A 25,531-nucleotide genomic window follows, 5' to 3' on the forward strand; every position below is an offset into this window, starting at 1 on the left:
TGACAAATAAAATAGCCTGATGGACCAGGCTCTGAGGAGTTGTTATGGCTATGGTACAACCCAAATCGCAACGGCTGCGTCTGCTGATGACGCACCTGCTGCTGCTGTTATTTATTGCCGCAATCCTGTTTCCCCTGCTGATGGTCATCGCCATTTCGCTGCGTGCCGGCAACTTCGCCACCGGCAGTCTGATCCCGGAGCAGATCTCCTGGGAGCACTGGCGGCTGGCGCTGGGCTTTAGCGTGGAACATGCGGATGGGCGGGTGACGCCGCCGCCCTTCCCGGTGCTGCTGTGGCTGTGGAACTCGGTCAAGATTGCCGCCATCAGTGCGCTGGGCATTGTGGCGCTCTCCACCACCTGTGCTTATGCGTTTGCTCGTATGCGCTTTACCGGTCGCGCCAGCCTGCTGAAAGGAATGCTGATTTTCCAGATGTTCCCGGCGGTGCTGTCGCTGGTGGCGCTGTATGCCTTGTTCGATCGGCTCGGCCAGTATCTGCCCTTTATCGGGCTGAATACCCACGGTGGGGTGATCTTCGCCTATCTGGGCGGCATTGCACTGCATGTCTGGACCATTAAGGGCTATTTCGAAACCATCGACGGTTCGCTGGAAGAAGCCGCCGCGCTGGATGGCGCCACGCCGTGGCAGGCGTTCCGGCTGGTGCTGCTGCCGCTGTCGGTGCCGATTCTGGCGGTGGTGTTTATTCTGGCGTTTATCGCGGCGGTCACTGAGGTACCGGTCGCGTCGCTGCTGCTGCGTGATGTGAACAGTTACACCCTGGCGGTGGGGATGCAGCAATACCTGAATCCGCAAAACTATCTATGGGGCGATTTTGCCGCCGCGGCGGTGCTCTCGGCCATTCCTATCACGCTGGTATTCCTGCTGGCGCAGCGCTGGCTGGTCAGCGGCCTGACCGCTGGGGGCGTGAAAGGGTAAACGATCATCATTGTACGTTGCCACTGCTTACACAACATCTGTTGTGGTTGAGGATTCGGCGGCCTGCGGGCCGCCATTTTTATTGGGGAATCAGCGTCGCGCCTGTTCAGCGGTCGCCCGCAACGCCTGTTCCAGCTTATGCGCGTCGATGCTGAAAGGGAGATCTGCCAGGCTGGCAGCGGGGAAATGAATATCCTGGGCGATCTGCCGCAGCGCAGCGTCAGTGAGAGTGTCGGGCAGCGTCAGCGGGCTGTTGAAACGCCGCAGTAGCGACAGCAGTGAAGGCTCAACCTGCCCGTTATCCTGCTCGATCAATGAATGCACCAGCAGGCTGAAGCCCACCTTTTCACCGTGCAGCCAGTGATGAAGTTCAGGCTGATGCGTCAGCCGATCGTGGATCACATGTGCAAAGCCAGGCGTTGCCATGCTGTCCTGAATGCTGTTTGCCAGGCCAGCCAGCACAATGTTGGCTTCGATAATCTTCTCCAGCGCCGGTGTCACCTGCCGGGCGATGTTAGCCTCTACGGCCGCCTCGCCCCAGCGATCGCACCACTCCAGCGCCTGCCGCGCGGCGTTGACTTTTAAATCCAGCGCCAGCTGGTGCGGCCTCTGGCGCTGATAGGGTTCAAACTCAATCCATTTCGCCAGCGCATCCACCATGCCGGCCCGCAGATAACGCACATCACTGGTGGCAATCACCTCGCTATCCACCAGAATCCACTCCGGCATATGGCTGAGCGGCTGGCTGCGCAGATGACCGCCCTGTTGATTATAAATAATCGCCAGCGGTGACCAGGCGGCGCAGGTCGCCGCCACCGTCGCCATATTCACCAGCCGTACCTGCGGCAACGCATCATTGACCGCTTTGGCGCAGTCCAGCACCCGGCCGCCGCCGATCGCCAGAATCAGCGATGCGCCGTGCGTCAGCACCTGCTGCTGCAGATCGGCAATCGCCGCATCGGTGCATTCTCCCGATAGGTAGTCGAGCTGCCAGCGTATGCCGGCCCGCTCCAGGCTGATACTCAGCTCAGGGTTGACCGCCTGCCAGGCGCGCGGCGAGGTCAGGATATGAATGTGCGTGGCCAGCGGCCGGATGATTTCACCCACCTCAGCCCGCAGGCCGGGACGTTGCAGATAGCCTTTCGGTGACATAACACGAAACATCAGTGCTCCTTAGCGACGATAGGCCAGCGAGCGGACCAGCCGATCGCCCAGTTTTTGAATCAGCATCACCAGCGCCAGCAGCACCACGATGGTGGCGGCCATGATCTGATTGTCAAAACGCTGATAACCGTAACGGATCGCCAGATCGCCTAATCCACCGCCGCCCACCACACCGGCCATCGCCGAGAAACCAATCAGCATCACAATGGTCAGGGTAATGCCCGCCACCAGCGCCGGTAACGCTTCCGGCAGCAGCACGCGGCTGACGATATGCCACAGCGTGCCGCCCATCGACACCACTGCTTCAATCCGTCCGCGATCCACCTCATCCAGCGCGTTCTCGACGATGCGGGCAAAGAAAGGAAAGGCTCCAAGGGTAATCGGCACAATTGCGGCGGTACTGCCCAGCGTGGTGCCGACCAGCAAGCGGGTAAACGGAATCAGCGCGATCAACAGCACCACAAACGGCAGCGCCCGGCCGGTATTCACCAGCGCATTCAGCAGCCATGAAACTGGCCGGTTGGGCAGAATGCCTTGCGGGCGAGTCAGAAACAGTAAGACGCCAACCGGTAAACCGATCGCCACGGTAAACAGCGCCGCCAGCAGCACCATATAGAGCGTTTCTCCGGTGGCGTTCAGCAGCAGTTGCTGAAAACGATCGCTGGTCAGGCTACGCATCGGGTTAAGGCTCCACGCTGATATTTTTCGATAAAAGCCCGGTCCGCTGCGCCATCCTTCAGCAACATCTGCCGCAGCCGTCCCTCTTCACGTGCCATGATCTGACTCAGTGAACCGCTCTCCACCAGCCGACCCTGTTCAAGCAGCGCGGCACCGTCGCAGATGCGTTTTACCACCGTCATCTCATGGGTAATGAGCACAATGGTGATATTCAGCCGCTGCTGGATATCCGCCAGTAAATCCAGAATCGATGCGGTGGTTTCCGGGTCAAGCGCGCTGGTTGCTTCATCACACAGCAGATAACGCGGCCTGGCCGCCAGCGCGCGGGCGATACCAACCCGCTGTTTCTGCCCGCCTGAAAGCTGCGACGGCCAGGCGCGGGCAAAGTGCTCCAGCCCCACCAGTTGCAGCAGTTCACTGACCCGCTGACGCCGCGCGGCGGGCGCTATACCGGCGATCTCCAGCGGCAGGTCGATGTTGTCGTGTACGTTGCGCGAGTGCAGCAGATTAAAGTGCTGAAAGATCATCCCCATCTGCTGCCGCTGCTGGCGCAACTGCGCCAGGCTCATGGCGGCAATATCCTGCCCATCAATCTCAATCTGGCCGCTGGAGGGACTCTCCAGCCGGTTCAGGCAACGCAGCAGCGTACTTTTTCCGGCACCGCTGCGGCCTAAAATGCCAAAAATCGTCCCCTCTTCGATGGTCAGCGACAGATCATCCAGCGCGGGGGTTGCCGCGCCGGGATAGTGTTTGCTGAGATGAGAAAGTTTAATCATGCTGCGGGTCCGCCACCGGGATCACCGAGCCGTGATAATTTTTGCGGATGAAGTCAGCCACCTGCGGTGAGCGCAGGTCTTTCGCCAGCTGCAGAATACGCGGATCTTTCGCCAGCTCAGGCGTGGTCACCAGCAGGTTGGCATACGGATTGTGATTCGCTGACTCCAGTCCCAGCGCATCTTTCGCGGGCGTCAGCCCCGCCTCCAGCGCGTAGTTGCCGTTAATGACCGCCGCATCCACATCATCCAGCGCCCGGGGCAGCTGCGGCGACTCAATCTCAATGATTTTGATCTGCTTCGGGTTGTCGCTGATATCTTTTGGCGTCACCAGCGTTGATCCCGCTTCGCCCTGCGCAGCCAGTTTAATCAGCCCCTTGTCCTGCAACAGCCACAGCGCCCGGCTCAGGTTGGTGGTGTTGTTCGGCACCGCGATGCTGGCACCCTGCGGCAGGGCCGACAGGCTTTTCACTTTATGCGAGTAAATGCCCAGCGGCTCAATGTGCACACTGGCCGCCACCGCGAAGGTTTTCCCCAGCGCTTTTTCCTGATCTTTCAGATAAGGCAGATGCTGGAAATAGTTGGCGTCGACATCACCTGATGCCAGCAGCTCGTTGGCATTGACGCCACCGCTCAGCTCGACGATTTTGAAATCGAGTGCCGGATCGAGGGTTTTGACATACTCCAGAATTTCCGCGTGTGGTACCGGATCGGCCGCGATGCGTAATGGCGCCGCCTGCAAACTCTGAGCAATCAGTAAAGTCAGCCCGGCAAGGGCTAAGAAGCGCTTTTTCATCATCATTTATCTCTTATTATCAGTGTTGAGTTTGTTCAGGGTAGAAACGCTGGGCGACTTCCGGATGGGAACGTAACCGGCCTTTGAGGTAGTTCCAGCCTACTTCACGTAACAGCGGATTCTGGGGATCGCTGCTCGGTCCCTGCGCCAGCCGGGCCAGCGACGGCGGCAACTGATAGATCGGTACAACGGCATCCAGTTGCGCGCCCAGGAAGAAGGCGATAGAGAGTCGTTCACTGGCCTGCTGAGGCGATACCACCCGATGCACGGTAGCGCGAAGGTAGCCGTTGGTCGCCAGCTCCAGCAGTTCGCCGATATTCACCACAAAAGCGCCGGGCAGCGGCGAGGCGTCAACCCAGCGATCGGGCGTGACTTCCACCTGCAAGCCTGGCTGGTCGTCCTGCAGCAGCAGCGTCAGAAAACCGGAGTCTTTGTGCGCACCTACGCCCTGACGCGATTCGCTGTCGGTGCGGCCAGGATAGCGGATCAGCTTGATGTGTTCGTTGGGGTAGTCGCCATAGAGGTTGTCGAAGGCGTGACGCGGCAGGTCCAGCGCTTCGGCAAAGGCCCGCAGCAGTTCCAGCGCCACCGAAGTCATCTCCTGCTGCCAGTGGGTCACCACCGTTTGTAGCTCAGGCAGCGCGGCGGGCCACTGGTTCGGTCCCTGCATCCGCTGCCAGGCGGGAGAATCCGCAGTCACCGGCAGCGCCTCGCGTTCAGCACCAATATCAAACTGTTCGCGGAAATCAGGCTGGCTACGGGTAATTTCAACACCGGCAAGGTTATAGCCGCGAAAATGGGGCGAATTAGCCATTCTGACCGATAATTTGTCCTGCTCGGGTAACGCAAAAAAATCCCGGGCGACGCGCTGTACCGCATTTAATAATTCAGTATCTATGCCGTGATTAATTAAATAAAAGAAACCGACATCGCGCGCTGCCTGGCCTAATTTTTCCAGACACTGTTGCTGCTGCTGTTTATTACCGGACAATAGCGCGAAATCAATGATCGGTAATGATGATGACGCTGACTCACTCATTATTAACACCCTGTTGGCATGGAATGAATTAACCTTGCCAGTTCATCCAGGGTTTAACTACCAACTAATCCTGCAATCGATATTCAGACGGCGGGAATATCGCGATTATTCTTAACCGTCTCAATATTCAGTGATTATTCTGCGGGCCACCGGACAAATTCCGGCGGCTGCCAGGCGGTGATAGCGGGTAGCGGCGCGTCATAACGCTCGATATCGACAAAGCAGGTCTGGGCGCTGCATCCCTGCCCGAGCCGCGAGCTGCCGCAATCACGGGTCAGCACGTTAGGATTGCCGTGTTTATCCAGCGGCTGGTCGCTCTCCTTATCCAGCGGGTCATACCAGGCGCCGGTCGACATCTGCACCACACCAGGCCGGATATCCCGCGTCAGATGCACACCGGCCAGCACCGCGCCGCGCCCATTAAACACCTTCACAATGCTGTTTTCGCTGATGCCGCGCGGTGCGGCGTCATCCGGGTGCATCCATAGCGGCTCGCGTCCGGCAATTTTGGTTTGCTGGCTGATACGCCCGTGATCGTACTGACTGTGCAGCCGGGTACGCGGCTGGCTGGAGAGCAGATGCAGTGGCCACTGCTGCTTCTCCTGCTGCTGCGCCTGATATTCGTCCGGGTCCCACCAGGCAAACCCTGGCGCTTCGGCGTAGCCAAAACCGGCAACCGTCTGCGAAAACAGCTCAATCCGGCCCGAAGGCGTGGTCAGCGGGGCGGCATCAGGATCGTCACGAAACGCCTGCAACAGGATCTGTGGCGTATCGGGCAGCGGATATTCCAGCTTGCCGGCGGCCCGGAACGTTTCGAAGTCGGGCAGCATAATGCCCTGCTCCGCAGCGCGTGGGCGCGATGCCTCGTAAATGGCCGCTAACCACTGGCGTACATCGCGTCCTTCGGTGAAATGCCCGGCGAAGCCCAGCCGTTCCGCCAGCGCCGCAAAAATCGCATAGTCAGACTGCGATCCGGCAAACGGGGGCAGATGCTGCGCCATGGCGATCATAAAACCATCATTGCTGGCGCTACCGATATCTTCGCGCTCCAGCGAAGTGCTGGCGGGCAGCACGATATCGGCAAACTTCGCCTGGGCAGTCCAGAACTGCTCATGCACGATAATGGTATCCGGCTGCTGCCAGGCGCGGATCAGCTTATTAAGGTCCTGATGGTGATGGAAAACGTTGCCGCCCGCCCAGTAGACCAGCCGGATATCCGGGTAGGTCCGCTGCTGACCATCAAACGCATAGCTGCCGCCAGGATTCAGCAGCATGTCCGCAATACGGGCCACCGGAATGTTCTGCTGCACCGGATTGTGACCGGCAGGCAGCCGGGGACCGGAAAACTGACGCCGGGCCGCACCCGCCAGATTGGTGGAGGCATAGCCAAAACCCAGCCCGCCACCCGCGGTGCCAATCTGGCCCAGCAGCGCCGTCGTCGCGACCGCCGCCCAGAACGCCTGTTCACCCTGTCGCGCACGCTGCACCGACCAGGCAATGTTGACCATGGTTTTGCTTTCCGCCATCTGCCGCGCCAGCTGGCGGATCTGCGCCGCCGCTAATCCGGTCAGCGGCGCGGCCCATTCCGGGGTTTTTACCACGCCGTCCCGCTCGCCAGTCAGATAAGCGGCATACTCCTCGAATCCCACCGTGTAGCGGGCAACAAAGTCGGCGTCATAGCGGGATTCCGCAATCAGCACCTGACCGATAGCCAGCAACAGCGCGGTATCGGAGCCCGGCTGAATCGCCAGCCATTCCGCATCCGGCACCGCCGACAAATCGTTTCTGACCGGGCTGATATTGATAAAGCGGGTGCCGTTGTGGCGCAGCGTCGTCAGCCAGTGCGCCAGCGCATGATCGCTGGCCCCGCCGCCATTGACCTGAGCATTGCGCAGCGGCAATCCGCCGATCGCGACAAACAGTTCGCAATGCTGCGCCAGTACCGGCCAGTGGGTGTGCTGACGCTGCAGCGTGTCCAGATCGCCGAGGATATGCGGTAAGGTGCGTTCACCGGCGGCAATGCTGTAGGTGTTGGTGCTGGCGGTATAGCCGCCAAAACCGTTGAAGAAGCGGTGCAACTGACTCTGCGCATGATGAAAACGTCCGGCACTCGACCAGCCGTAAGAGCCCGCATAAATGGCCTGATTGCCGTGCTGCTGCCGCACCCGTGCCAGCTCATCCGCCACCAGCTGTAACGCGTGATCCCAGCTCACCTCAACAAACGGCTCTTTGCCGCGTGACTGGCGCGATGCGGGCTTACCCTGCAGGTAACCCAGCCGCACCGCCGGATACTTCACCCGCGTGTCACTGTGTATCGCGTCCGGCAGCGACTGACCAATCAGAGAAGGATTGCGATCCCACGCCACTGGGGTTACCGCCGTCAGCCGCCCCTCTTCGGTGGTGACGTGATAAGTCCCCCAGTGCATTACGGCTAAATCACTGTTTTTCATTGGCTACTCGCGGCGAATACGACGCGACAGGCGCGTCCCCAGGGTTTGTAATAGCTGAACGATAACGATCAGCACCAGCGCGGTGGTAAGGGTGGCAAAGGCATCAAAGCGTTGGTAGCCGTAGGTGATCGCCAGATCCCCTATCCCACCGCCGCCTACCGTGCCGGCCATTGCGGTCGCGCCCAGCAAGCCGATGGTGGCCGTGGTCAGCGCGAGTACCAGAGAGGCGGCCGCTTCCGGCAACATGAAGTACCAGATGGTCTGAAAGGTGGTGGCACCCATGGCGTTAGCGGATTCAAGAATGCCCTCATCGACCTCCAGCAGTGCACTCTCCACCAGCCGGGAAATGTAGGGCGCGATAAAAATCACCAGCGGGACGATGGCTCCGGCGGTGCCGATAGTGGTGTTCACCAGCAGCCGCGTCAGCGGCAGAATAGTAATCAGCAGAATAATAAACGGCAGTGAACGGATAATATTCACCAGCGGATTGAGGATTTGATGCACCAGCCGGTTCGGCATGATGCCGCCGGGACGGCAAATCACCAGAATCACGCCCAGCGGCAGGCCGAGCAGCGAACCAAACCCCAGCGATACGCCCACCATCACCAGCGTGTCCTGCAAGGCGATCAAAAACTGGTCGCCGGTAACCGCCGTATCAAACAGATCAGACATGACTAATTTTCACTCCTGTTGCGGTCAGAAAATCCTTTGCCGCCGCGATCTGTGCCGGCTCCCCGCTGAGCTGAACGATCATGAAGCCGAGAATGGTGCGCTGCACTTCCGACATATTGGCGAACAGGATATTGACCTCGACGGCAAAATTGCGGATCAGATGATGGATAATCGGCTGCTGAGCGGTGCTGCCGACGAACTCCAGCCGCAGGGACTGCAGATTCGGCTGCTGGCTCAGCAGCGCCAGCGTCTGCTGTGGCAGCCGATCGTGGATCACCGATTGCACAAAGCTGGCGCTGACCGACTGTTGCGGATCGGCAAACAGCGCCAGCACTTCACCCTGTTCAGCAATCCGCCCTTGCGCCATCACCGCCACCTTGTTGCAGATTTTCTGCACCACCGACATCTCATGCGTGATCAGAACGATGGTGATGCCGTAGCGCTGGTTGATCTCCTGCAGCAGCAGCAAAATCTGCACCGTGGTCTGTGGGTCCAGCGCTGAGGTGGCTTCGTCGCACAGCAGAATGGCGGGATTAGTTGCCAGCGCGCGGGCAATCCCGACGCGCTGTTTCTGACCGCCGGAGAGTTCATCCGGATAACTGTGGGCCTTGTCGCTGAGGTTGACGAACGCCAGCAGTTCGTCGACCCGTGCGGTAATAAATGCCTTATCCCGCCCCTGTAAAATCAGCGGGATCGCCACGTTATGAAAAACCGTGCGGGCATTCAGTAAATTGAAATGCTGGAAAATCATGCCAATCTGCTTTTTGACCTGATTCAGACGCGCTTTACTGACGCCCTGTAACGCTTCGCCCTGCACCTCAACCGTGCCTGTGGTCGGCGTTTCCAGATGATTGATCAACCGCAGCAGGGTACTTTTTCCGGCCCCGCTGGTGCCGATAACGCCGAAAATGTCGCCCTGATTAATGGTCAGGTTGACGTTATCCAGCGCCTTAACCTCAACGCCATTACGTGAGAAGGTTTTGCTCACCTGGCGAAAGACGATAGTTGGCTGGCTCATTTGAAATAATCTGGCAGCAGATAGCCGCTATATTGCGGATCGCTGACGATATACTGTCTGAATGCCGCTGAGTGATAGCCGGCAATAATATCGCGGGCAAACGCCGCCTGTTTATTCTTACCGGCGACGGTCACCACGTTAATAAACTGGCTGGTCGGTGCTTCCAGCTTCAGCGCTGAACTCAGCTTCATGCCGCTTGATACGGCGAAATTGCCCTGAATCACGCCAAAATCGACGTCCGGCAACGCCCGCACCTGCTGCGCGTTGTCCATCTCTTTCAGCACGATCTTGTACGGGTTTTCGCTGATGTTTTTCTGTGAAAATGTCGCTGCGTCGCTGTCAGGCGTGATCTTCAGCCAGCCGATGCTCTGTAGCAGTAGCGCGGCGCGATATTCATTAGAGGGCTGATTAGGCACCGAAACCGTCATACCCGGCGCTGGCGTGGGCAGTTGTTTGACGCGCTCAGAATAGAGCCCCATCGGTGGCGTCGGCACCTGGACAATGCCAACATTATCGATGCCGAGCCGATCATTAACCGATTTAAGATAGACCGGATGCTGCATAATATTGGCATCGATAGTGCCACGGTGTACCGCGTCATTAACCTGAATACCATCGCTGAAATCTTTATATTCGATTTTATATCCCTGCTTAATTAGCCAGGGCGCAACACCCTTTTCAAACTGCTCTTTATAGGGGCCGGGATTAAAGCCAATCCGAATCACTTTTTCTTCCGCAGCATGGGCGGCGGAAATGAGCGTTGCGGCGGCAACCATTAAATACCACGTTCCCTTAAAACTGATGCGCATAAAAAAACCTTATTCATTATTGTGAGAAAAATTGATTTAATCACAGCCGCTGTAATCAGGAATAGTTAAAACCCGCCCGTCGCTTTGGCTTTTTTATGCTAACGATAGTTGTCTGCCGGAAATTCATTTAACGGCAATCGATAGTGTTATTTCTGCTAAAAAGGAATAACCCGGCTGTGTCATGCTCTGCCGTTTAGCAGACACTTTTCGGGGATATTATGGCGGAGTTTGCAGCATCGGACATGGTGGCAGGGCTGGAGGAAAACCTTTTCAGTCTGTTGGAAAAGCAGGCGGCGCAGTTCGATGACCCGCACCTGCCGTTAATCGATCTCTCTTCGGGCAGTCCGCGCCAGCCGACACCACCCGACATTATTGCTTCCCTGCAGGCAGCCGCGGCGCAGCCTGAAAATCATGAATACCCCTCTTTCTGGGGCAAACCTGCTCTGCGCCGGGCGATTGCTGACTTTTATCAGCGGCAGTACGGCGTGACGCTCGATCCTGACAGCGAAATTGCGGTGTTTCAGGGAGCGCATATTGCGGTTAACGGCCTGCCGCGCGCGCTGCTCAACCCGGGCGAGGTGCTGATTTCCACCGATCCCTGCTATCCGCTTTATCGCTCAGCGGCCCGCCAGGCGAATGCGGATTTTTACGGCATTCCGCTGGAGGCGCGCCACGATTTCCTGCCTGACTTCCAGGCCGTCCCGGCGCAAATAGCGGCGCGTGCCGGGCTGCTGTTGCTGAACTATCCGCATAACCCGACCGGCGCACTGGCAACGCCCGCGCTGTTTGCCGCCGCGCTGGCGTTTGCCCGTCAGCACCATGTGCCGCTGGTGCACGACTTTGCCTATGCCACTCTCGGCAGCCAGCGCGGCGAACAGCCGATCAGCCTGCTCGCTCAGCCTGACGCTAAAGCATGGGGAGTGGAAATTTATACTCTGTCGAAGAGCTTTCTGATGGCTGGCTGGCGGATTGGCTTTGCCGTTGGCAATGCCTCGATCATCGCGGCGTTTAAAAAGTTGCATACCCACAGTTACAGCACGGTCTATGGTGCCGTGCAGGATGCCGCCATCACCGCGCTGGGGCTACCGTCTGAACAGATCGGGCAACTGACCGAATGCTGGCATCAGCGACGGGTGCAGGTGCTGGCTAAGCTGGCCGACCTGCGCTGGCCGGTGCGGTCCCGTCAGGGCACCTTTTTTCTCTGGCTTGCCACGCCATCCGGCATGACCGGTAAGCAGTTTGCCGCCCTGTTACTGGCGCAGGCGCATCTGCTGGTCGCGCCTGGTGAAGGATTCGGTCCGGCGGGTGAACACTATATTCGCATCAGCCTTACTGCAGAGACGGATTTAATTATGCGCGCCCTGGATCGCGTTGCGGCGCTAAAATTATTTGGCTGATCTGATGCGGAACATTAATAATCAGCGCCAGCCATTTTGATAATAAAATTTGCAGTTTGGTTACAAAATATTGATAAGCGTAAGCAGGGGTGAACAAACAGACCCTGCTGCATTTGTCAGGAACTGCGGTTATTTACTCCGAAAACTTGCAATAACTTACAATAATGGTCTAAGGTTTGGCGGCTGCGGTTACCAGCCGCTTCGCTTAACTATTATTCGGCTTCTTATAGCTTTCATTTCCACGGTTTCTTCTGAACATTATTTTGCGGCTGCGAAAGCTATAAGACTCCTTTATTTGAAGCATTTGAGGAGAATATGGACACCAGAAACTCATCGTCTGAACATCCAAAGAAACACTTCTGGAACAGGAAGCAAAAAGAGCTGACTGTTGATGACATTACCGTGATCGATAACGACATGCTGAAGCGTGCCGTGGGCGCTGCCGCATTGGGTAATGCGATGGAGTGGTTTGATTTCGGCGTGTACAGCTATCTCGCCGTGATTATCGGCAAAGTTTTCTTTCCGGATGCCAATAACGCGGTTCAGTTGATCGCCACTTTTGGTACTTTCGCTGCGGCCTTCCTGGTACGTCCGATCGGCGGCCTGGTGTTTGGCCCGCTCGGCGACCGTATCGGCCGGCAGAAAGTGCTGGCGATGACCATGATCATGATGTCGATCGGCACCTTCTGTATCGGGCTGATCCCGGCCTATTCGTCGATAGGCATCATGGCCCCGATCCTGTTGCTGGTGGCGCGTCTGATTCAGGGCTTCTCTACCGGCGGTGAATATGGTGGTGCAGCGACCTTTATCGCGGAATACTCCACCGATAAACGCCGTGGTTTTATGGGCAGCTTCCTGGAGTTTGGCACCATCGGCGGGTATCTGCTGGGCGCCAGTCTGGTCACGGTGATGACAACCCTGATGTCGAATGAAGCGATGATGTCATGGGGCTGGCGCGTGCCGTTCTTTATCGCCGCGCCGCTGGGTCTGTTCGGGCTCTATGTCCGTCTGAAACTGGAAGAGACGCCAGCCTTCCAGCAGCATATGGAAAAACAGGAGGCGCTGGAGCAGAGCAAGCCGCGTCTGACGCTGATGCAGATGCTGAGCAAATACCGCGCGCCGATGCTGAAATGTATCGGCCTGGTGCTGCTGTTTAACGTCTCGAACTATATGCTGACCTCCTACATGCCGAGCTATCTGACCGGGGTACTGGGTCTGCCTGAACTGAGCGGCCTGCTGCTGGTGATGGTAGCGATGTTTGTGATGATGCCGCTGACGCTGCTGTGGGGACGCTGGACCGACCGCATTGGTCGTCGTCCGGTCATTGGTTTTGGTGCAGTGGGTCTGATCCTGCTGGCAATCCCCAGCTTTATGCTGATCGGCTCCGGTAATATGTGGGCGGTATTCGGCGGGCTGCTGATTCTGGGCGTGCTGCACACCTGCTTCAGCGGCACCATGCCCTCGACGCTGCCTGCGCTGTTTACCACGGACATTCGCTACAGCGCACTGGCGATCGGTTTTAACCTGTCCGTATCGCTGTTCGGTGGCACCACGCCGCTGATCACCGCCTGGCTGGTGGATACCACCAAAAACAACATGATGCCCGCTTACTATATGATGGGCGCCGGTGTGATTGGTCTGATCACTATCCTGACGGTGCGTGAAACCGCTCGTCAGCCGCTGAGCGGCTCATCGCCTGCGGTGGCCACTCAAGCCGAAGCGCAGCGCCTGATTGATAAGCTGCGCAAACGCCACAAGCCCGCAGCGACACCGGCTAAATAACCTGACCGACACCCTGCTTTAGCAGGGTGTTTTTTTCTCTGTCGTCCGTGACTTCCCCGCCGGATTCGCCTGCCTGAAACGGGCGCTGCCTGCCCTGCTGTTGCTGCACGCTTTTCCCACCTTGTCTCATCAGTTCCGCGATTTAATTCCGCTGCTGGCTGATAAATTCCACATTATTCACCTCTGCCCGTTTTCGGCTTTACCGACATGCCCGCAGAGCGCCACTATCCGTAGACTTTCGATGCCTCTGGCCAGACGCCGACCGCCTTGGTCAATGCGTTAGGGCTTGAGCGCTATGCGATCTCTGTTTCCGATTACGGTGCGGCTGGCGCTGGCTTATCCCGAACGGGTCAGCGGATTGATCTCACAAAACGGCAACGCTGATCTGTAAGGGCCGGGTGACGCCTGGGCGCCGGTGCGGGCTTACTGGGACGAGCCGACTGAAGCCAATGATGAGGTGATCCGCAACGCCATCCTGACGCCGGAAGCCGTTAAGTGGCACTATCTGCATGGCGCGGCAGCGCGATAACCCGCAGGCGGTGGTTGAGAGGCTGGAAAGTGGCCCTTTTGCGCTGGAAACCTATACCGCTTATATCGCCCAGCGCATCCGCGAGATTTTCAGCGACGACTCACCGCCTGGGCTGCCGTGCCGTTACGCCCCTGGCGGCAGCCTGTTCACCGAATGTTACTCATTACTGAAGCGGCCCACGGTACTGGCCGCGCCAATCGCGTGCCCTTTAAGCTGGCTCAGCAGCTCCTGATGGGTTAACCCGGCTTTGAGCTGGCCGGCCGGCAGATCGGTCGCAATCAGCACGAAGTTATAGTGATGCAGACCGCTGCCCGCCGGAGGACAGGGCCCGTAGTAGTGTTGAGTGCCGGGAGTATTTTTGCCGCCGGTATATCCTTTGCCCTGCGTCAGCTCACCCTGAGCAAAGGCGTTGCGATCTGGCGCAATGTTATAGGCCACCATATGCGTCACGCCCAGCCCTTTAGCGCCCACCGGATCGGTCATCAGCAGGGCCAGACTGCGGGTGCCGGCAGGAACGGCAGACCAGTTAAGTTCCGGCGAAATGTTCTCGCCGGTGCAGGACGGATTACTTTTATTCGCACCGGCAAACTTTTTATCCAGCAGCGCATTATCGTTGAAATCTTTTGACTGCAACGTAAATACCGATGCTGCCAGGGTAGTCACAGGCAGCGTTGCCAGCATCATTGCACAGAGTAATTTCTTCACCAGTCGCTCCTTTACAGGGTTTTATCAGGGTAATTTGCAGCAGTCTGGCGGCTTGTTGCCGGTTGCTGCTGCTTAAATATAACGGTTTTGAAAGATTTAGCGGCTTTAACGCCGGGATCGGTCTGCTCTGCCCTGCCGATCGCGACGCCGTTGTCCTTTGGCGATTTAATCGATATAAGTTAACGCTTCTGATTAATAAACAAGGCAATGCACAGCCTTGACGCCCGGAAGCAGGAACAATGCAGATCGAAGACCTCCGGATCTACGTCGCCGTCATTCATGCAGGCAACTTTACCGCAGCGGCTGACCAGTTAATGTTATCGAAGCAGTATGTGAGTCGCCGTATGGCCGCGCTGGAAGCCTCGCTTGGCGCACGCCTGCTGATTCGTAATACCCGCAAACTGTCGGTAACCGATGCCGGTCTGCTGTTCGCACAACACGCCCAGCGCATTCTCGATGACATTCAGGAAGCGGAGCTGGCGGTATCGGAACAGCGTCAGACGCTGCGCGGCAGCTTTCGCATTAATCTGCCGATGTCCTATGGCATGAATCATCTTTCGCCGCTGATCGCGGAGTTTCTCAGCCAGCATCCGGCACTGCAGTTTCAGATTGAACTGGCCGACCGCTATGTCGATGTGATTGGTGAAGGGGTTGATATGGCGATCCGCATTGGCGCACTGGCCGACTCCACGCTGATTGCCCGTCCGTTAGGCGGGCTGAAACGGGTCATTTGCGGCAGTCCGGCCTATCTGGCCCGGGCCGGCACGCCACAACAGCCGGATGAACTGCTGCAACACGCCTGTCTGCGCTATGGCCGGGAAGGTCAGAACGGCTGGGAGTTACAGGTCAGCGGCAAAGGGAAATGGCTGGCGGTACAGGGGCCGATGGTCAGCAACAACGGTGAAGTGTTACGGGATGCGGCGCTGGCGGGCTTAGGGCTGGTCCTGCTGCCCGAGTTCATTGTTGGTCAGGCGCTGCAACGGGGCGAACTGGTGACGGTGCTGGAACCGTTTCATCCGCCGTCGCTGGCGCTGAATGCGGTTTACCCCCAGCACCGTCAGCGCAGTGAGGTAAACCGTCAGTTACTGGCCTTTTTACAGGCGCGATTGCTTGCTTAACCGCGCCGCCAGCGTTAACCCTTGTTCAGAGCGGCAAACACCCGCGCTACCGCCACGGCACCAGGATCGGGTACGCCATTAAGATTGTCGCTGTTGAGGTAGGATGAGCGTCCCGCTTTGGCTTGCCCCATAGTCGCCGTGGCGTCGCTGCCCTGTTGCGCCGCGGCAGCTACCTCCGCCAGCGATTTGCCTGCCATCATCGCTTCAATCGCCGGTTGCAGCGCATCGATCAGGGTACGATCGCCCTGTTGCGCCCCACCATACTGCTTCATTTTTTCCAGCCCCTGCTGCAACGCGGCGGGCAGGGCATCGCCTTCGGCCAGTTGCTGCGCAGCGGCGGTAAAGAAAATGGCCATCAGCACGCCGCTGGAACCGCCCATCACCGTGGCCAGCCGTTCTCCGGTAACCGCGAGCAGATCGGGTAATGTGTTGAGCGGCAGCTGGTTGTCCGCACATTCGCGCTGGATCTGGCGCGCACCGGCGGCGAAGGTCGATCCGGTGTCCCCGTCGCCCACCTGCGCATCCAACTGGTTCAGTTCACTTTCACTGGCGATCAGGGTTTCACAAATGCGGTTCACTATGCGGGCGACAGCCGGATTCTCTGAAGGCGTGGCGGCCTGTTCCGTCACCTGCTTCTCTGCGCTAACCGGCTGTAATGGACTGAGTTTAATCGCCTTCACCCAGCCCGTGACCTCTACCGGCGCGCAAAGCGCCTCTTCAAACAGAGGTGTCAGCGTCATGCTGGTGACGGAATAGCCTTTCATATCCAGCGCCGTCATCAGCGGCGCGGGTCCAATCAGATAGCTGACCTGCTGGCTAAGTGGCGAAGCAATCAGGTCACGGGTGACCAGGCTCATCTCCAGCGCCGACATGCCGCCGAGATTATTGACCAGCAGCGCCCGCGGCTGTTGCGCATCGCCCTTCTGCATCACTTTCTCCAGCAGATGCTGCACAATTTGCTCGCTGTTCTGCGTTTTCAGCACGTCCACGCCCGGTTCACCATGGATACCCAGCCCCATTTCAACGCTGCCCTCCGGCACGCGCTCACCGCTCTGTTCATCCGGCAGATGACAGCTCGACAGCGCCACGCCCATGCTGGCGATCGCCTGGCTGGCGGACTCAGCGGCCTCGGTCACTGCCGCCAGATCGTCACCGCGTTCAGCGACAAAACCGGCCACTTTATGCACCAGCAGAGTCCCGGCGACTCCACGCGGCTGAGGATTGTCGGGCAAAGCGACATCATCACCCACAATCACCATATTGACCTTAAAGCCCGCCTTACGCGCTTTCTCCGCCGCCAGGCCAAAGTTGAGCCGATCACCGGTGTAATTTTTGACGATCAGCAGGCAGCCCGCGTCACCGGTCAGATTGATAATGGCGTTATACACCGCATCAACGCTTGGCGAGGCAAACAGATCGCCGCACACCGCAGCGGTCAGCATCCCTTTACCAATAAACCCGACGTGCGCCGGTTCATGGCCCGATCCGCCACCGGAAATCAGCGCAACCTGCTGTTTCTGCCAATCTTTGCGCATCACGATACGGATGCGTGGCGCAACCGCCAGCCGCACCAGATTGCCCCACGGGCTGGCGTAAATCATGCCATCTAACGCGCTATCAACAAGGTCATCCTTTTTGTTCATTACGAACCGGGTCATGGCTTTTCCTCTTCTGAAAGTGTCGGTTTGCTCCTGACGAAGTGTTGCACAGCCAAAGAAGACGTGGGGAAATTCACGCCGCTAAGCGCAGAAATCAGACAGTTCGGCACACGACACACCGGGCGGTCTGCAGCACGTCTGCCCGCCAGTCGAAACACTTTTCGTTAATTGATTGATTTTTATCAAATGTCTTTACCTTTTTCTGAGAGCTTATGCGCAGAACTGCACTGATTAAACACGGAAGGTAAAAATTCATTTGTTAACAGAGGATGTTTTGATGACCCAACGTATGATTCTGAATGAGACCGCCTGGTTTGGCGCAGGTGCGTTACGCCATTTACCGGAAGAGGTTCAGCGTCGTGGTATGCGTAAAGCGCTAATCGTCACGGATAAAGCGCTGGTGGCAGCCGGTGCACTCAAGCGGGTGACCGATTTACTGGCGCAACATCAGCTCGACTGGGCACTCTATGATGAGGTTGTCCCGAACCCTACCATTCGGGTGGTACAGGCAGGAGTGGAATGTTTTAAACGGTCGGGTGCCGACTATCTGATCGCCATTGGCGGCGGTTCACCGCAGGACACCAGCAAAGCGATCGGCATCATTATCAATAATCCTGAGTTTGAAGATGTGCGCAGCCTTGAAGGCGTCACGCCCACTCGCCACCCCTGCGTGCCGATTATTGCCATTCCGACCACCGCTGGTACGGCGGCGGAAGTGACGATTAACTACGTCATCACCGACGAAGAGAACCGCCGCAAATTTGTCTGCGTTGATCCGCATGACATTCCTAAAGTGGCGATTATTGATGCCGAGATGATGGCCAGTATGCCCGCCTCGCTCAAAGCTGCGACCGGCATTGATGCCCTGACGCACGCGATAGAAGGTTACATTACCCGTGGTGCCTGGGCGTTAACCGATATGCTGCACCTCAAGGCGATCGAGATTATCAGCCACTCGCTGCGTGACTCGGTGGCGGGCAACATCGACGCGGTGGAGCAGATGGCGCTGGGACAATATGTGGCCGGCATGGGATTCTCCAACGTCGGGCTGGGGCTGGTGCACGGCATGGCGCATCCGCTGGGCGCGTTTTATAACGTGCCGCACGGCGTGGCCAACGCGATTTTGCTGCCGCAGGTGATGGCGTGGAATGCGCCGGCAACCGGCGAGAAATATCGCGATATCGCCCGCGCAATGGGCGTGAAGCAGGTGGATTCGATGTCGCTCGATCAGGCGCGGCAGGCGGCGGTGGAAGCGGTCAGGCAGCTCTGCCGTGATGTCGGCATTCCACGCTCACTGCGGGAAGTTGGCCTGCAGGATGCGGATATTGCCGCGCTGGCCCAGGCGGCGCTGGATGATGTCTGTACCGGTGGTAACCCGCGTGAGCCAAATCTGGACGAGGTGATGGCGCTGTATCTTCAGAGCTAACGTCGATTGTTGCCGCCCGCGCTGCGGGTGGCATGTAAACCGGTCCGCCTGCTGTTGCGGGCCGGTTCCTTAATTCTGCTTCGCCACAACGCTTTCACCTCAGCCAACGGCAGCCGGCAACGCCTCAACCGCTTTTTAACCGCCCGGTTTCAGCCTGAAATCGCCCGATCTTTCCTCATTTTACTGCCCCGTTTAGCGTGCAGTTTCTTTAGATTTTTAAGGGTGTTTGACTTGATCTGGATCACAAAAATCCGCATCATGCGCTGCGAAAACCTTAATGACGCTGCGGAGAGATCGATGACACTGTACCAGGGTATGCTAATTTTTTATGCCGTTGTTGCATTGGTCGCTACGCTGATCACCTTCTTTATCGCTAAAGATAAACTGAGCATTAAACTGCTGAGCGCATTTTTAGTCGGCGCAACCTGGCCGATGAGTTTCCCGGTCGCGCTGATGTTTGCCCTGTTTTAATTGACAATTTACCCTTTCCCACCACACTGAGGGTATACGCCTCTGGCCGGATATCGCCTGGCCACCGACGTTTGTTTGCTCATGAAAATCTCAATTAAGGAGCGGATATGCGTTTTCTCAGCCTGATGATGGTGATCACTGCCCTGACCGCCTGTAGTGCCCAACCGGGTAATGAAAAACCGGTGCCCGCCGGTGAAACCCGCCAGCAAACCTGCCCACCCGGTACCAATCCCAGCCAAAACGACTGCGGCCACTTCCCGGAACCTGAATTTCACTGAACCGCTGCGCCGCCACCTGCTGCTGCATCATGGCGTGCAGGTGGCTTAAAGCGTGACGGCGCAAATATGAACGGATAACAAGGCTTTACAGCGGTAAGAGCGGTCAGTAAAGTAGCGTCCAGACATCAATTCTGATGCGTAAGCGTTAACGTTAATCAACGCCCCCGCAGCAATGCTGCCCGTGACGATTATCCTGATGACCCCAGCTCAACACGTTTCCACCTCTCAGCCGCGCTTTTCCAGTGCCGCTTTTTTTCTGTTCGTTCTGCTACTCACTGCCGCTAACCTGCGTGCGCCGATAACCGCTGTGGGTCCGGTGCTGCAGGATATTCGCCTGACGTTTGGCCTGACCGCCGGTGAAGCGGGCCTGTTTAACTTTATCCCGCTGATGCTGTTTGCTGTGCTGGCGCCGCTGGCGGCCTGGCTGGGCAACCGTATCGGGCTGGAACGCAGTTTATGGGGCGCGCTGTGCCTGATTACTGTGGGTTCACTGATGCGCTGGCTGCCTGCCGAAGCGGCATTATGGGGCGGCACGCTGCTGCTGAGTGCCGGCATCGCGGCAGCGAACGTGCTGCTTCCGCCGTTGATCAAGCGCGACTTTACCGCCCGCACCGCGAAATATATCGGTCTTTATGCCGCCACCATGTCAATTACCGCCAGCCTGGCGTCGGGCGTGGCGGTGCCGCTGAGTCAGCTGTCGCCGGCGGGCTGGCGTCTGTCGCTGGTGGTCTGGGCGCTGCCGGGGCTGGTGGCGCTGATCGCCTGGCTGCCGCTGTTACGCCGTCACGCCACCACGCTGCCGCCCGCCTCAGATACGGTGGCGCATCGTCATCCCTGGCGGTCGCCCGGTGGCTGGCAGATTGCGCTGTTTATGGCGCTGCAGTCGCTGGCGTTTTATACCCTGATTGACTGGTTCACGCTCTATGCCCAGGCCAATGGTTTTAGTCAGGCTGCTGCGGGATGGCTGCTGTTCTGGTATCAGGCGATAGCGATCGTCGCCAATCTTGGCTGCATGGTGGCGCTGAAGCGGGTCAGGGATGCCCGGCTGACCGCCTTTATTGCCTCCACCGCCATCTTTCTCGGGATGCTGGGCCTGCTGTTGCTGCCGCAGGCGGCGCTGGCCTGGCTGACGCTGGCCGGGCTCGGCGCGGGCGCGTCGCTGGTACTCTGCCTCTCATTATTTAATCTGCGGGCCCGTAACCACCGCCAGGCATCACAGCTGTCGGGTATGGCGCAGTGCGTCGGGTACGCGCTGGCGGCGCTCGGGCCGCTGTTTTTTGGCGTACTGCACGACTACAGCGGCAACTGGACCTTACCCTTCACCTTGCTGACCGGGCTGAGCCTGCTGCAGATGTTGCTGGCTCCGCTCGCCGCTCAGTCGAAGCCCATCAGCTGAAGCTGCGCTTCGGCATGGTTCACAGCGGCAAAAATTAGCCTTGATTCGCTGGCCGCGGAGACTCATCATCCCGGCCAGCCATTATCGACGGGAGAAGCGTGCGTGTCCGATCTGAGTCATGAACTGCTACAGGAAGTGCTGGACCAGGTGCGTCCACTGGTGCATCAGGGGAAAGTGGCCAATTACATTCCGGCGCTGGCGGACGTTGCCGCTGACCACTTAGGGATTGCCGTCTGCCTGCGCGACGGCACGCTGTATCAGGCGGGCGATGCGGAAACCCGCTTTTCGATTCAGTCGATCTCCAAAGCGCTGTCACTGACCGTCGCGCTGACCCGCTATGACGACAGCGAAATCTGGCAGCGGGTCGGCAAGGAGCCGTCGGGCCAGCCGTTTAATTCGCTGGTGCAGCTTGAACTGGAACAGGGCAAGCCGCGCAATCCGTTTATCAATGCCGGTGCGCTGGTGATTTGCGACCTGCTGGAGAGCCGCCTGACCGCCCCGCGTCAGCGGATGCTGGAGATCGTGCGTCAGCTGAGTCAGCAGCCGGATATCAATTACGATCGCCACGTCGCCCGCTCCGAGTTCGAGCATTCCGCGCGCAACGCCGCCATCGCCTGGCTGATGAAATCGTTCGGGAATTTTGATAACGACGTCACCAGCGTGATGCAAACCTATTTCCACTACTGCTCGCTGTCGATGAACTGTATCGAACTGGCGCGCAGTTTTGTCTATCTGGCGAATCAGGGAGTGACGCTGGATGGCAGCCGGATGATTACCCCTCGTCAGGCACGGCAGATTAACGCCCTGATGATCACCAGCGGCATGTATGATGGCGCAGGCGAGTTTGCCTGGCGCGTCGGTATGCCCGCAAAGTCAGGTGTCGGCGGCGGGATTATTGCGGTCATTCCCGGAGAGATGAGCATCGCGGTCTGGTCACCCGGACTGGATAGCGCGGGCAATTCGCTGGCCGGAACTGCCGCGCTGGAGTGTCTGACCGATAAACTGGGTCGTTCGATTTTCTGAATCAGCTCACCACATTGATCGGCTGGCCCAGACTAAAGGCCACCAGATTCGCAGTGATGCCCTGCAAAAGATTGTGCACGCCGCTCTGACTGGCCCAGGCGATATGCGGCGTAAGCAGCAGATTAGTCAGGCCAGGCCGCAGCAGCGGATTATCGGCGGCAGGCGGTTCGCTGCTCAGTACGTCGAGCGCTGCTCCTCCAATCCGGCCCTGTTGCAGCGCCTCTGCCAGATCCTCCTCGTTGATCAGCCCGCCGCGCGCGGTGTTGATCAACAGCGCCTGCGGCTTCATTTGACTTAACGCCTCACGGTCGATCAGCTGTCGGGTCTGTTCGCTCAGCGGACAGTGCAGCGAGAGGATATCGCTGGTCGCCAGCACCTGTTCAAAACTGACATAGCCGTCACGCAGCGACGTACTGCCTTTGCGCTCGGCGAACTGAACCTTCATGCCCAACGCCTGCGCCAGTTTTCCGGTGGCCTGACCAATGTCACCTTTGCCGATAATGCCCAGCGTCGCGCCGCCTATGTCCTGAATCGGCTGGCGATGCAGACAAAAATGTTGCGCTTCAGGCCACGCGGTACGCGTGCTGGTGGCGTAATCCAGTAACTGACGACGCAGGGCAAAAATGGCGGCAATCACGCCTTCCGACACGCTCTGTGTCGAGTAGCCCGGCACGTTGCTTACCACGATGCCGCGCGCGCGACAGGCATCAATATCGATACAGTCATAGCCGGTCGCCGCAACGCAGATAAACCGCAGCGACGGGAGTTGCTCCAGCGTGGCGGCACGCAGCGGCACTTTGTTGGTGATCGCCACCGTGGCATCCTGCAGCGCCGTTACGATGGCGTTTTCTGCGGTATGACCACGCACCTGCCAGTCACTGCAGCCTGGCGGTGCGGTTAGCGGCAGCGGTAACGTTTCACCATCCAGCATCACGATTTTCATATTTCATCCTTTGTTAACAGCAATAAGCGCCTCCAGTCAGCGTCTGGTTGCGCAGCAATGTTAGTCTTATGTATTTCATGAGTAACGAACAGGTTAAATGACAGCGGAATTAAAGTGAATATGTTCAAACTGTGCGAATTTTTTCAGGATTATCGCCACTTTATTTAACCCTTTTACCCCCTTCGCGTTACACTGCCGCCCTCAATGGTGACCCCTGACCCTGATGTAAATCATGCATAGAACTGCCTTCAGACAACGACTCACTGCCGGTATTGCGATCCTGGCCGTGCTGCTGTTGTTTGTTGCGCCGATGGTATCCAAAAATCTGGCAGAGCATCACGCCAGCCAGCAGCGTCTGTCCGCCATCAGTGACGAGATGCCGATGATGCATCATCACAGCGACAGGACGATGATGGCGCAGCACAGCGACATGTCGATGCCAGGTCACGACATGATGATGGAGCCGGGTTTCGCCTGTGGCTACTGTGATTTACTGATTCATGTCCCGCTGATGCTGTGGGTGTTTACCCCGCTTATCTGGTGGATGTGTCTGATCTGCCGGACACCGCCGCCGCCCGCAATCAATCCACCGCGGCGGCGACGTTTTCTGCGTACCCATCGTCCCCGTGCGCCTCCGTTGCCGACGCTGAACCTCACTGTTTTTTGACCCCGACTTCTTACGCGTTATGGCGTCAGAAGCTCTGTTCTGTCTTTTGAAAAGTGTGGAATCTATGTCCTCTTCTCATGAAATAACACCTGCACCGCACGGCACGGTGTTGAATCTGTTTCGCCGCCTGCATTTCTATATTGGCCTGTTCATTGCGCCTTTCATTTTTGTCGCCGCGCTGACCGGCACGCTTTACGTTCTGACGCCGCAGCTTGAGCAGGCGATCTACCATGACGCCTTAACCACGGATGCGCAGGGCGTGGCAAAACCGCTGTCGGCGCAGATCGCCGCTGCCCGCCAGCGCGCAGGTGAAAACGCCCGCATTTACGCCGTTCGTCCGGCCCCCGGTCCGCAGGATACCACCCGGGTGCAGTTCACCGGCCGCGACCTCGGCCCGTCGGAATCCCGCTCGCTGTTTATCGATCCCTACACGCTGCAGGTTAAGGGTGATATGACGGTGTATGGCACCAGCGGTGTATTGCCGCTGCGGATGTGGCTCGATCAGCTACATCGCGGGTTACTGCTGGGCGACGCAGGCCGTAACTACAGCGAACTCGCTGCCTCCTGGCTGTGGGTCGCGGCACTTGGGGGGATCGTGCTGTGGCTGGGAACCCGGCCCCGACGTGCCGCCAGAAAACCGCGTCGCGGTTTCGCCGCGACCCGTCACTGGCACGTTACGCTGGGACTGGTGCTGGCGATCGGGCTGGTGTTCTTCTCTGTCACCGGGCTGACCTGGTCACAGTGGGCCGGCAGCAATATTGAAAAAATGCGTAGCGATCTGGGCTGGATGACGCCGCAGGTTACCACCGCGCTGAACGGTGACGCGCCTGCTGCGGCCGCCGATCCCCATGCTGACCACCGCGGAAATAGTGAAGGCATGACAATGGCCGATATGGCGATGCCGGCCAGAAAAGCCGCGCCCGTGATGCCAAATCAGCCGGATGCCAACTGGGATCGCGCACTGGACGCCGCGCGTGACGCCGGTCTGCACGCCAGCAAGCTGGAGTTACGTCAGCCGAAAAAAGCTGATCAGGCGTGGACCATCTCTGAGATTGATCGCAGCTGGCCGAGCCAGGTCGATGCGGTCTCGATCAATCCCAACGATTTCAGCCTGGTCGATCGGGTGGAGTTTGCTCACTTCCCGCTGGTGGCAAAACTGACCCGCTGGGGCGTGGATGCGCACATGGGCGTGCTGTTTGGCCTGCCCAACCAGCTGATTCTGGCACTGTTCGGTTTCGGACTCTGTGCGATGATCGTGCTGGGCTACCGTATGTGGTGGATGCGTCGTCCGGCCGTGCCGCAGATTAGCCCGTCGCAGACGCTGCTGTCAGCCTGGCTGGCGCTGCCGCGCTACGTTCAGGGTGCCAGCCTGATTCTGGTACTGGCACTGGGCTACGCGCTGCCGCTGATGGGGATCAGCCTGCTGATTATGGTGCTGATCGATATCCAGCGCTGGCGTCGTGCGCAGCGCGCAACGGAACAGCGCGTCGATACTGCGCCGGATAAGCAGTCACCGCTGGCGATTATTCAGGCGCGCTTCGCCAATAAACGCAAAGAGATGCGCTATTTTCTGCGCAGCGTGACGGTACTGGCGCTGATTGTCATAACCGTGATGGCGAACGCGATGATCGGCGGTGTCATCGATCAGTATCAGATCCCGTTCAGCAGCTGGTCGCTGACCATGTACATCACCCAGGCGATGATGATCCTGCTTTACTCCACGGTTTTCACCGGTCTGTTATCGATTCCGCTGTGGTATTTCTTCCTGGGCGAAAGCGACGAACAAGGCAAATAAAACCGGTTG

23 protein-coding genes are annotated in these 25,531 nt (G+C 58.3%); 11 read left to right on the plus strand and 12 right to left on the minus strand.

Annotated elements, in window-relative coordinates:
* Positions 1-44 precede the first annotated feature (44 nt).
* Positions 45-935: a maltose ABC transporter permease MalG gene (gene malG / locus ACX3P5_RS22560; protein ID WP_233988663.1), complete on the plus strand. Its 891-nt coding sequence runs from the start codon at positions 45-47 to the stop codon at positions 933-935.
* A 90-nt stretch (positions 936-1,025) separates the two neighbouring features.
* Here the strand turns inward: malG and ACX3P5_RS22565 are convergent, their stop codons facing one another.
* The 9 genes from ACX3P5_RS22565 to ACX3P5_RS22605 form a co-directional block, all read right to left on the minus strand.
* On the minus strand, positions 1,026-2,099 hold the full coding sequence (locus ACX3P5_RS22565) for an iron-containing alcohol dehydrogenase family protein (RefSeq protein WP_233988662.1): 1,074 nt from the start codon (positions 2,097-2,099) through the stop codon (positions 1,026-1,028).
* 9 nt (positions 2,100-2,108) lie between these two features.
* A complete protein-coding gene (locus ACX3P5_RS22570) occupies positions 2,109-2,777 on the minus strand; it encodes a methionine ABC transporter permease (protein WP_233988661.1) in 669 nt (222 codons plus the stop codon).
* Positions 2,765-3,553, minus strand: a complete 789-nt coding sequence (locus tag ACX3P5_RS22575) for a methionine ABC transporter ATP-binding protein (RefSeq protein WP_458969439.1) — start codon at positions 3,551-3,553, stop codon at positions 2,765-2,767. The genes ACX3P5_RS22570 and ACX3P5_RS22575 overlap by 13 nt, the downstream gene beginning before the upstream one ends.
* Positions 3,546-4,349 (minus strand): MetQ/NlpA family ABC transporter substrate-binding protein, encoded by an 804-nt coding sequence (locus ACX3P5_RS22580; RefSeq protein WP_233988799.1) that lies wholly within the window; start codon positions 4,347-4,349, stop codon positions 3,546-3,548. Before ACX3P5_RS22580 ends, ACX3P5_RS22575 begins: the two co-directional genes overlap by 8 nt.
* 16 nt (positions 4,350-4,365) lie before the next feature.
* Positions 4,366-5,385 carry an isopenicillin N synthase family dioxygenase gene (locus tag ACX3P5_RS22585; RefSeq protein ID WP_233988659.1) on the minus strand — a complete coding sequence of 340 codons (1,020 nt, stop codon included), beginning with the start codon at positions 5,383-5,385 and terminating at the stop codon, positions 4,366-4,368.
* 134 nt (positions 5,386-5,519) lie between these two features.
* Positions 5,520-7,835: a molybdopterin-dependent oxidoreductase gene (locus tag ACX3P5_RS22590; protein WP_458969440.1), complete on the minus strand. Its 2,316-nt coding sequence runs from the start codon at positions 7,833-7,835 to the stop codon at positions 5,520-5,522.
* 3 nt (positions 7,836-7,838) lie between these two features.
* On the minus strand, positions 7,839-8,507 hold the full coding sequence (locus ACX3P5_RS22595) for a methionine ABC transporter permease (RefSeq protein WP_458969441.1): 669 nt from the start codon (positions 8,505-8,507) through the stop codon (positions 7,839-7,841).
* The gene (locus ACX3P5_RS22600) at positions 8,500-9,525 is read right to left on the minus strand and encodes a methionine ABC transporter ATP-binding protein (RefSeq protein WP_233988656.1); all 1,026 of its coding nucleotides are present in this window, start codon (positions 9,523-9,525) and stop codon (positions 8,500-8,502) included. Before ACX3P5_RS22600 ends, ACX3P5_RS22595 begins: the two co-directional genes overlap by 8 nt.
* On the minus strand, positions 9,522-10,301 hold the full coding sequence (locus ACX3P5_RS22605) for a MetQ/NlpA family ABC transporter substrate-binding protein (RefSeq protein WP_336756356.1): 780 nt from the start codon (positions 10,299-10,301) through the stop codon (positions 9,522-9,524). The genes ACX3P5_RS22600 and ACX3P5_RS22605 overlap by 4 nt, the downstream gene beginning before the upstream one ends.
* Before the next feature lie 251 nt (positions 10,302-10,552).
* Between ACX3P5_RS22605 and ACX3P5_RS22610 the strand changes: the two genes are divergently transcribed.
* Together ACX3P5_RS22610 and proP are read left to right on the plus strand one after the other, a co-directional pair.
* Positions 10,553-11,731, plus strand: coding sequence for an aminotransferase class I/II-fold pyridoxal phosphate-dependent enzyme (locus ACX3P5_RS22610; protein ID WP_458969442.1), 1,179 nt, complete (start codon positions 10,553-10,555; stop codon positions 11,729-11,731).
* A 315-nt stretch (positions 11,732-12,046) separates the two neighbouring features.
* Complete coding sequence (gene proP, locus ACX3P5_RS22615; protein ID WP_233988654.1) at positions 12,047-13,513, plus strand: glycine betaine/L-proline transporter ProP; 1,467 nt, start codon at positions 12,047-12,049, stop codon at positions 13,511-13,513.
* A 685-nt stretch (positions 13,514-14,198) separates the two neighbouring features.
* Here the strand turns inward: proP and ACX3P5_RS22620 are convergent.
* On the minus strand, positions 14,199-14,747 hold the full coding sequence (locus ACX3P5_RS22620; protein WP_233988653.1) for a YbhB/YbcL family Raf kinase inhibitor-like protein: 549 nt from the start codon (positions 14,745-14,747) through the stop codon (positions 14,199-14,201).
* A gap of 239 nt (positions 14,748-14,986) precedes the next feature.
* Between ACX3P5_RS22620 and ACX3P5_RS22625 the strand changes: the two genes are divergently transcribed.
* Complete coding sequence (locus tag ACX3P5_RS22625) at positions 14,987-15,865, plus strand: LysR family transcriptional regulator (protein ID WP_458969443.1); 879 nt, start codon at positions 14,987-14,989, stop codon at positions 15,863-15,865.
* A 14-nt stretch (positions 15,866-15,879) separates the two neighbouring features.
* Here ACX3P5_RS22625 and ACX3P5_RS22630 read toward each other — a convergent pair whose 3' ends face one another.
* Positions 15,880-17,523, minus strand: a complete 1,644-nt coding sequence (locus tag ACX3P5_RS22630) for a dihydroxyacetone kinase subunit DhaK (protein ID WP_458969444.1) — start codon at positions 17,521-17,523, stop codon at positions 15,880-15,882.
* A 277-nt stretch (positions 17,524-17,800) separates the two neighbouring features.
* Between ACX3P5_RS22630 and fucO the strand changes: the two genes are divergently transcribed.
* The 5 genes from fucO (at position 17,801) to glsB (ending at position 22,117) form a co-directional block, all read left to right on the plus strand.
* Positions 17,801-18,949: a lactaldehyde reductase gene (gene fucO, locus ACX3P5_RS22635; RefSeq protein ID WP_233988650.1), complete on the plus strand. Its 1,149-nt coding sequence runs from the start codon at positions 17,801-17,803 to the stop codon at positions 18,947-18,949.
* A 297-nt stretch (positions 18,950-19,246) separates the two neighbouring features.
* Positions 19,247-19,420: a GhoT/OrtT family toxin gene (locus ACX3P5_RS22640; RefSeq protein WP_008924737.1), complete on the plus strand. Its 174-nt coding sequence runs from the start codon at positions 19,247-19,249 to the stop codon at positions 19,418-19,420.
* Between the two features lie 107 nt (positions 19,421-19,527).
* Complete coding sequence (locus ACX3P5_RS22645; protein ID WP_233988649.1) at positions 19,528-19,698, plus strand: hypothetical protein; 171 nt, start codon at positions 19,528-19,530, stop codon at positions 19,696-19,698.
* A gap of 196 nt (positions 19,699-19,894) precedes the next feature.
* Positions 19,895-21,094: a CynX/NimT family MFS transporter gene (locus ACX3P5_RS22650; RefSeq protein WP_233988648.1), complete on the plus strand. Its 1,200-nt coding sequence runs from the start codon at positions 19,895-19,897 to the stop codon at positions 21,092-21,094.
* A 102-nt stretch (positions 21,095-21,196) separates the two neighbouring features.
* A complete protein-coding gene (glsB, locus tag ACX3P5_RS22655) occupies positions 21,197-22,117 on the plus strand; it encodes a glutaminase B (RefSeq protein ID WP_262287735.1) in 921 nt (306 codons plus the stop codon).
* 1 nt (position 22,118) lies between these two features.
* Here glsB and ACX3P5_RS22660 read toward each other — a convergent pair whose 3' ends face one another.
* Positions 22,119-23,060, minus strand: coding sequence for a D-2-hydroxyacid dehydrogenase (locus tag ACX3P5_RS22660; protein ID WP_458969445.1), 942 nt, complete (start codon positions 23,058-23,060; stop codon positions 22,119-22,121).
* A gap of 232 nt (positions 23,061-23,292) precedes the next feature.
* Here ACX3P5_RS22660 and ACX3P5_RS22665 point away from each other — a divergent pair, with 232 nt between their 5' ends.
* Together ACX3P5_RS22665 and ACX3P5_RS22670 are read left to right on the plus strand one after the other, a co-directional pair.
* Positions 23,293-23,727, plus strand: coding sequence for a DUF2946 domain-containing protein (locus ACX3P5_RS22665; protein WP_458969446.1), 435 nt, complete (start codon positions 23,293-23,295; stop codon positions 23,725-23,727).
* Between the two features lie 64 nt (positions 23,728-23,791).
* On the plus strand, positions 23,792-25,522 hold the full coding sequence (locus ACX3P5_RS22670) for a DUF2534 family protein (RefSeq protein WP_458969447.1): 1,731 nt from the start codon (positions 23,792-23,794) through the stop codon (positions 25,520-25,522).
* The last annotated feature ends 9 nt before the right edge of the window (positions 25,523-25,531 follow it).

Source organism: Pantoea sp. S-LA4 (assembly GCF_054482835.1).

What these genes read in the sequence shown, in the direction of transcription:
- ACX3P5_RS22650 (WP_233988648.1), top strand. Translation starts at nt 19,895, where the DNA reads ATGACCCCAGCTCAACACGTTTCCACCTCTCAGCCGCGCTTTTCCAGT.
- ACX3P5_RS22670 (WP_458969447.1), top strand. Translation starts at nt 23,792, where the DNA reads ATGTCCTCTTCTCATGAAATAACACCTGCACCGCACGGCACGGTGTTG.
- ACX3P5_RS22645 (WP_233988649.1), top strand. Translation starts at nt 19,528, where the DNA reads ATGCGTTTTCTCAGCCTGATGATGGTGATCACTGCCCTGACCGCCTGT.
- ACX3P5_RS22580 (WP_233988799.1), bottom strand. Translation starts at nt 4,349, where the DNA reads ATGATGAAAAAGCGCTTCTTAGCCCTTGCCGGGCTGACTTTACTGATT.
- ACX3P5_RS22570 (WP_233988661.1), bottom strand. Translation starts at nt 2,777, where the DNA reads ATGCGTAGCCTGACCAGCGATCGTTTTCAGCAACTGCTGCTGAACGCC.
- ACX3P5_RS22585 (WP_233988659.1), bottom strand. Translation starts at nt 5,385, where the DNA reads ATGAGTGAGTCAGCGTCATCATCATTACCGATCATTGATTTCGCGCTA.
- ACX3P5_RS22610 (WP_458969442.1), top strand. Translation starts at nt 10,553, where the DNA reads ATGGCGGAGTTTGCAGCATCGGACATGGTGGCAGGGCTGGAGGAAAAC.
- proP (WP_233988654.1), top strand. Translation starts at nt 12,047, where the DNA reads ATGGACACCAGAAACTCATCGTCTGAACATCCAAAGAAACACTTCTGG.
- ACX3P5_RS22665 (WP_458969446.1), top strand. Translation starts at nt 23,293, where the DNA reads ATGCATAGAACTGCCTTCAGACAACGACTCACTGCCGGTATTGCGATC.
- ACX3P5_RS22640 (WP_008924737.1), top strand. Translation starts at nt 19,247, where the DNA reads ATGACACTGTACCAGGGTATGCTAATTTTTTATGCCGTTGTTGCATTG.
- fucO (WP_233988650.1), top strand. Translation starts at nt 17,801, where the DNA reads ATGACCCAACGTATGATTCTGAATGAGACCGCCTGGTTTGGCGCAGGT.
- ACX3P5_RS22630 (WP_458969444.1), bottom strand. Translation starts at nt 17,523, where the DNA reads ATGACCCGGTTCGTAATGAACAAAAAGGATGACCTTGTTGATAGCGCG.
- ACX3P5_RS22565 (WP_233988662.1), bottom strand. Translation starts at nt 2,099, where the DNA reads ATGTTTCGTGTTATGTCACCGAAAGGCTATCTGCAACGTCCCGGCCTG.
- ACX3P5_RS22605 (WP_336756356.1), bottom strand. Translation starts at nt 10,301, where the DNA reads ATGGTTGCCGCCGCAACGCTCATTTCCGCCGCCCATGCTGCGGAAGAA.
- ACX3P5_RS22660 (WP_458969445.1), bottom strand. Translation starts at nt 23,060, where the DNA reads ATGAAAATCGTGATGCTGGATGGTGAAACGTTACCGCTGCCGCTAACC.
- malG (WP_233988663.1), top strand. Translation starts at nt 45, where the DNA reads ATGGCTATGGTACAACCCAAATCGCAACGGCTGCGTCTGCTGATGACG.
- ACX3P5_RS22600 (WP_233988656.1), bottom strand. Translation starts at nt 9,525, where the DNA reads ATGAGCCAGCCAACTATCGTCTTTCGCCAGGTGAGCAAAACCTTCTCA.
- ACX3P5_RS22595 (WP_458969441.1), bottom strand. Translation starts at nt 8,507, where the DNA reads ATGTCTGATCTGTTTGATACGGCGGTTACCGGCGACCAGTTTTTGATC.
- ACX3P5_RS22590 (WP_458969440.1), bottom strand. Translation starts at nt 7,835, where the DNA reads ATGAAAAACAGTGATTTAGCCGTAATGCACTGGGGGACTTATCACGTC.
- ACX3P5_RS22625 (WP_458969443.1), top strand. Translation starts at nt 14,987, where the DNA reads ATGCAGATCGAAGACCTCCGGATCTACGTCGCCGTCATTCATGCAGGC.
- ACX3P5_RS22575 (WP_458969439.1), bottom strand. Translation starts at nt 3,553, where the DNA reads ATGATTAAACTTTCTCATCTCAGCAAACACTATCCCGGCGCGGCAACC.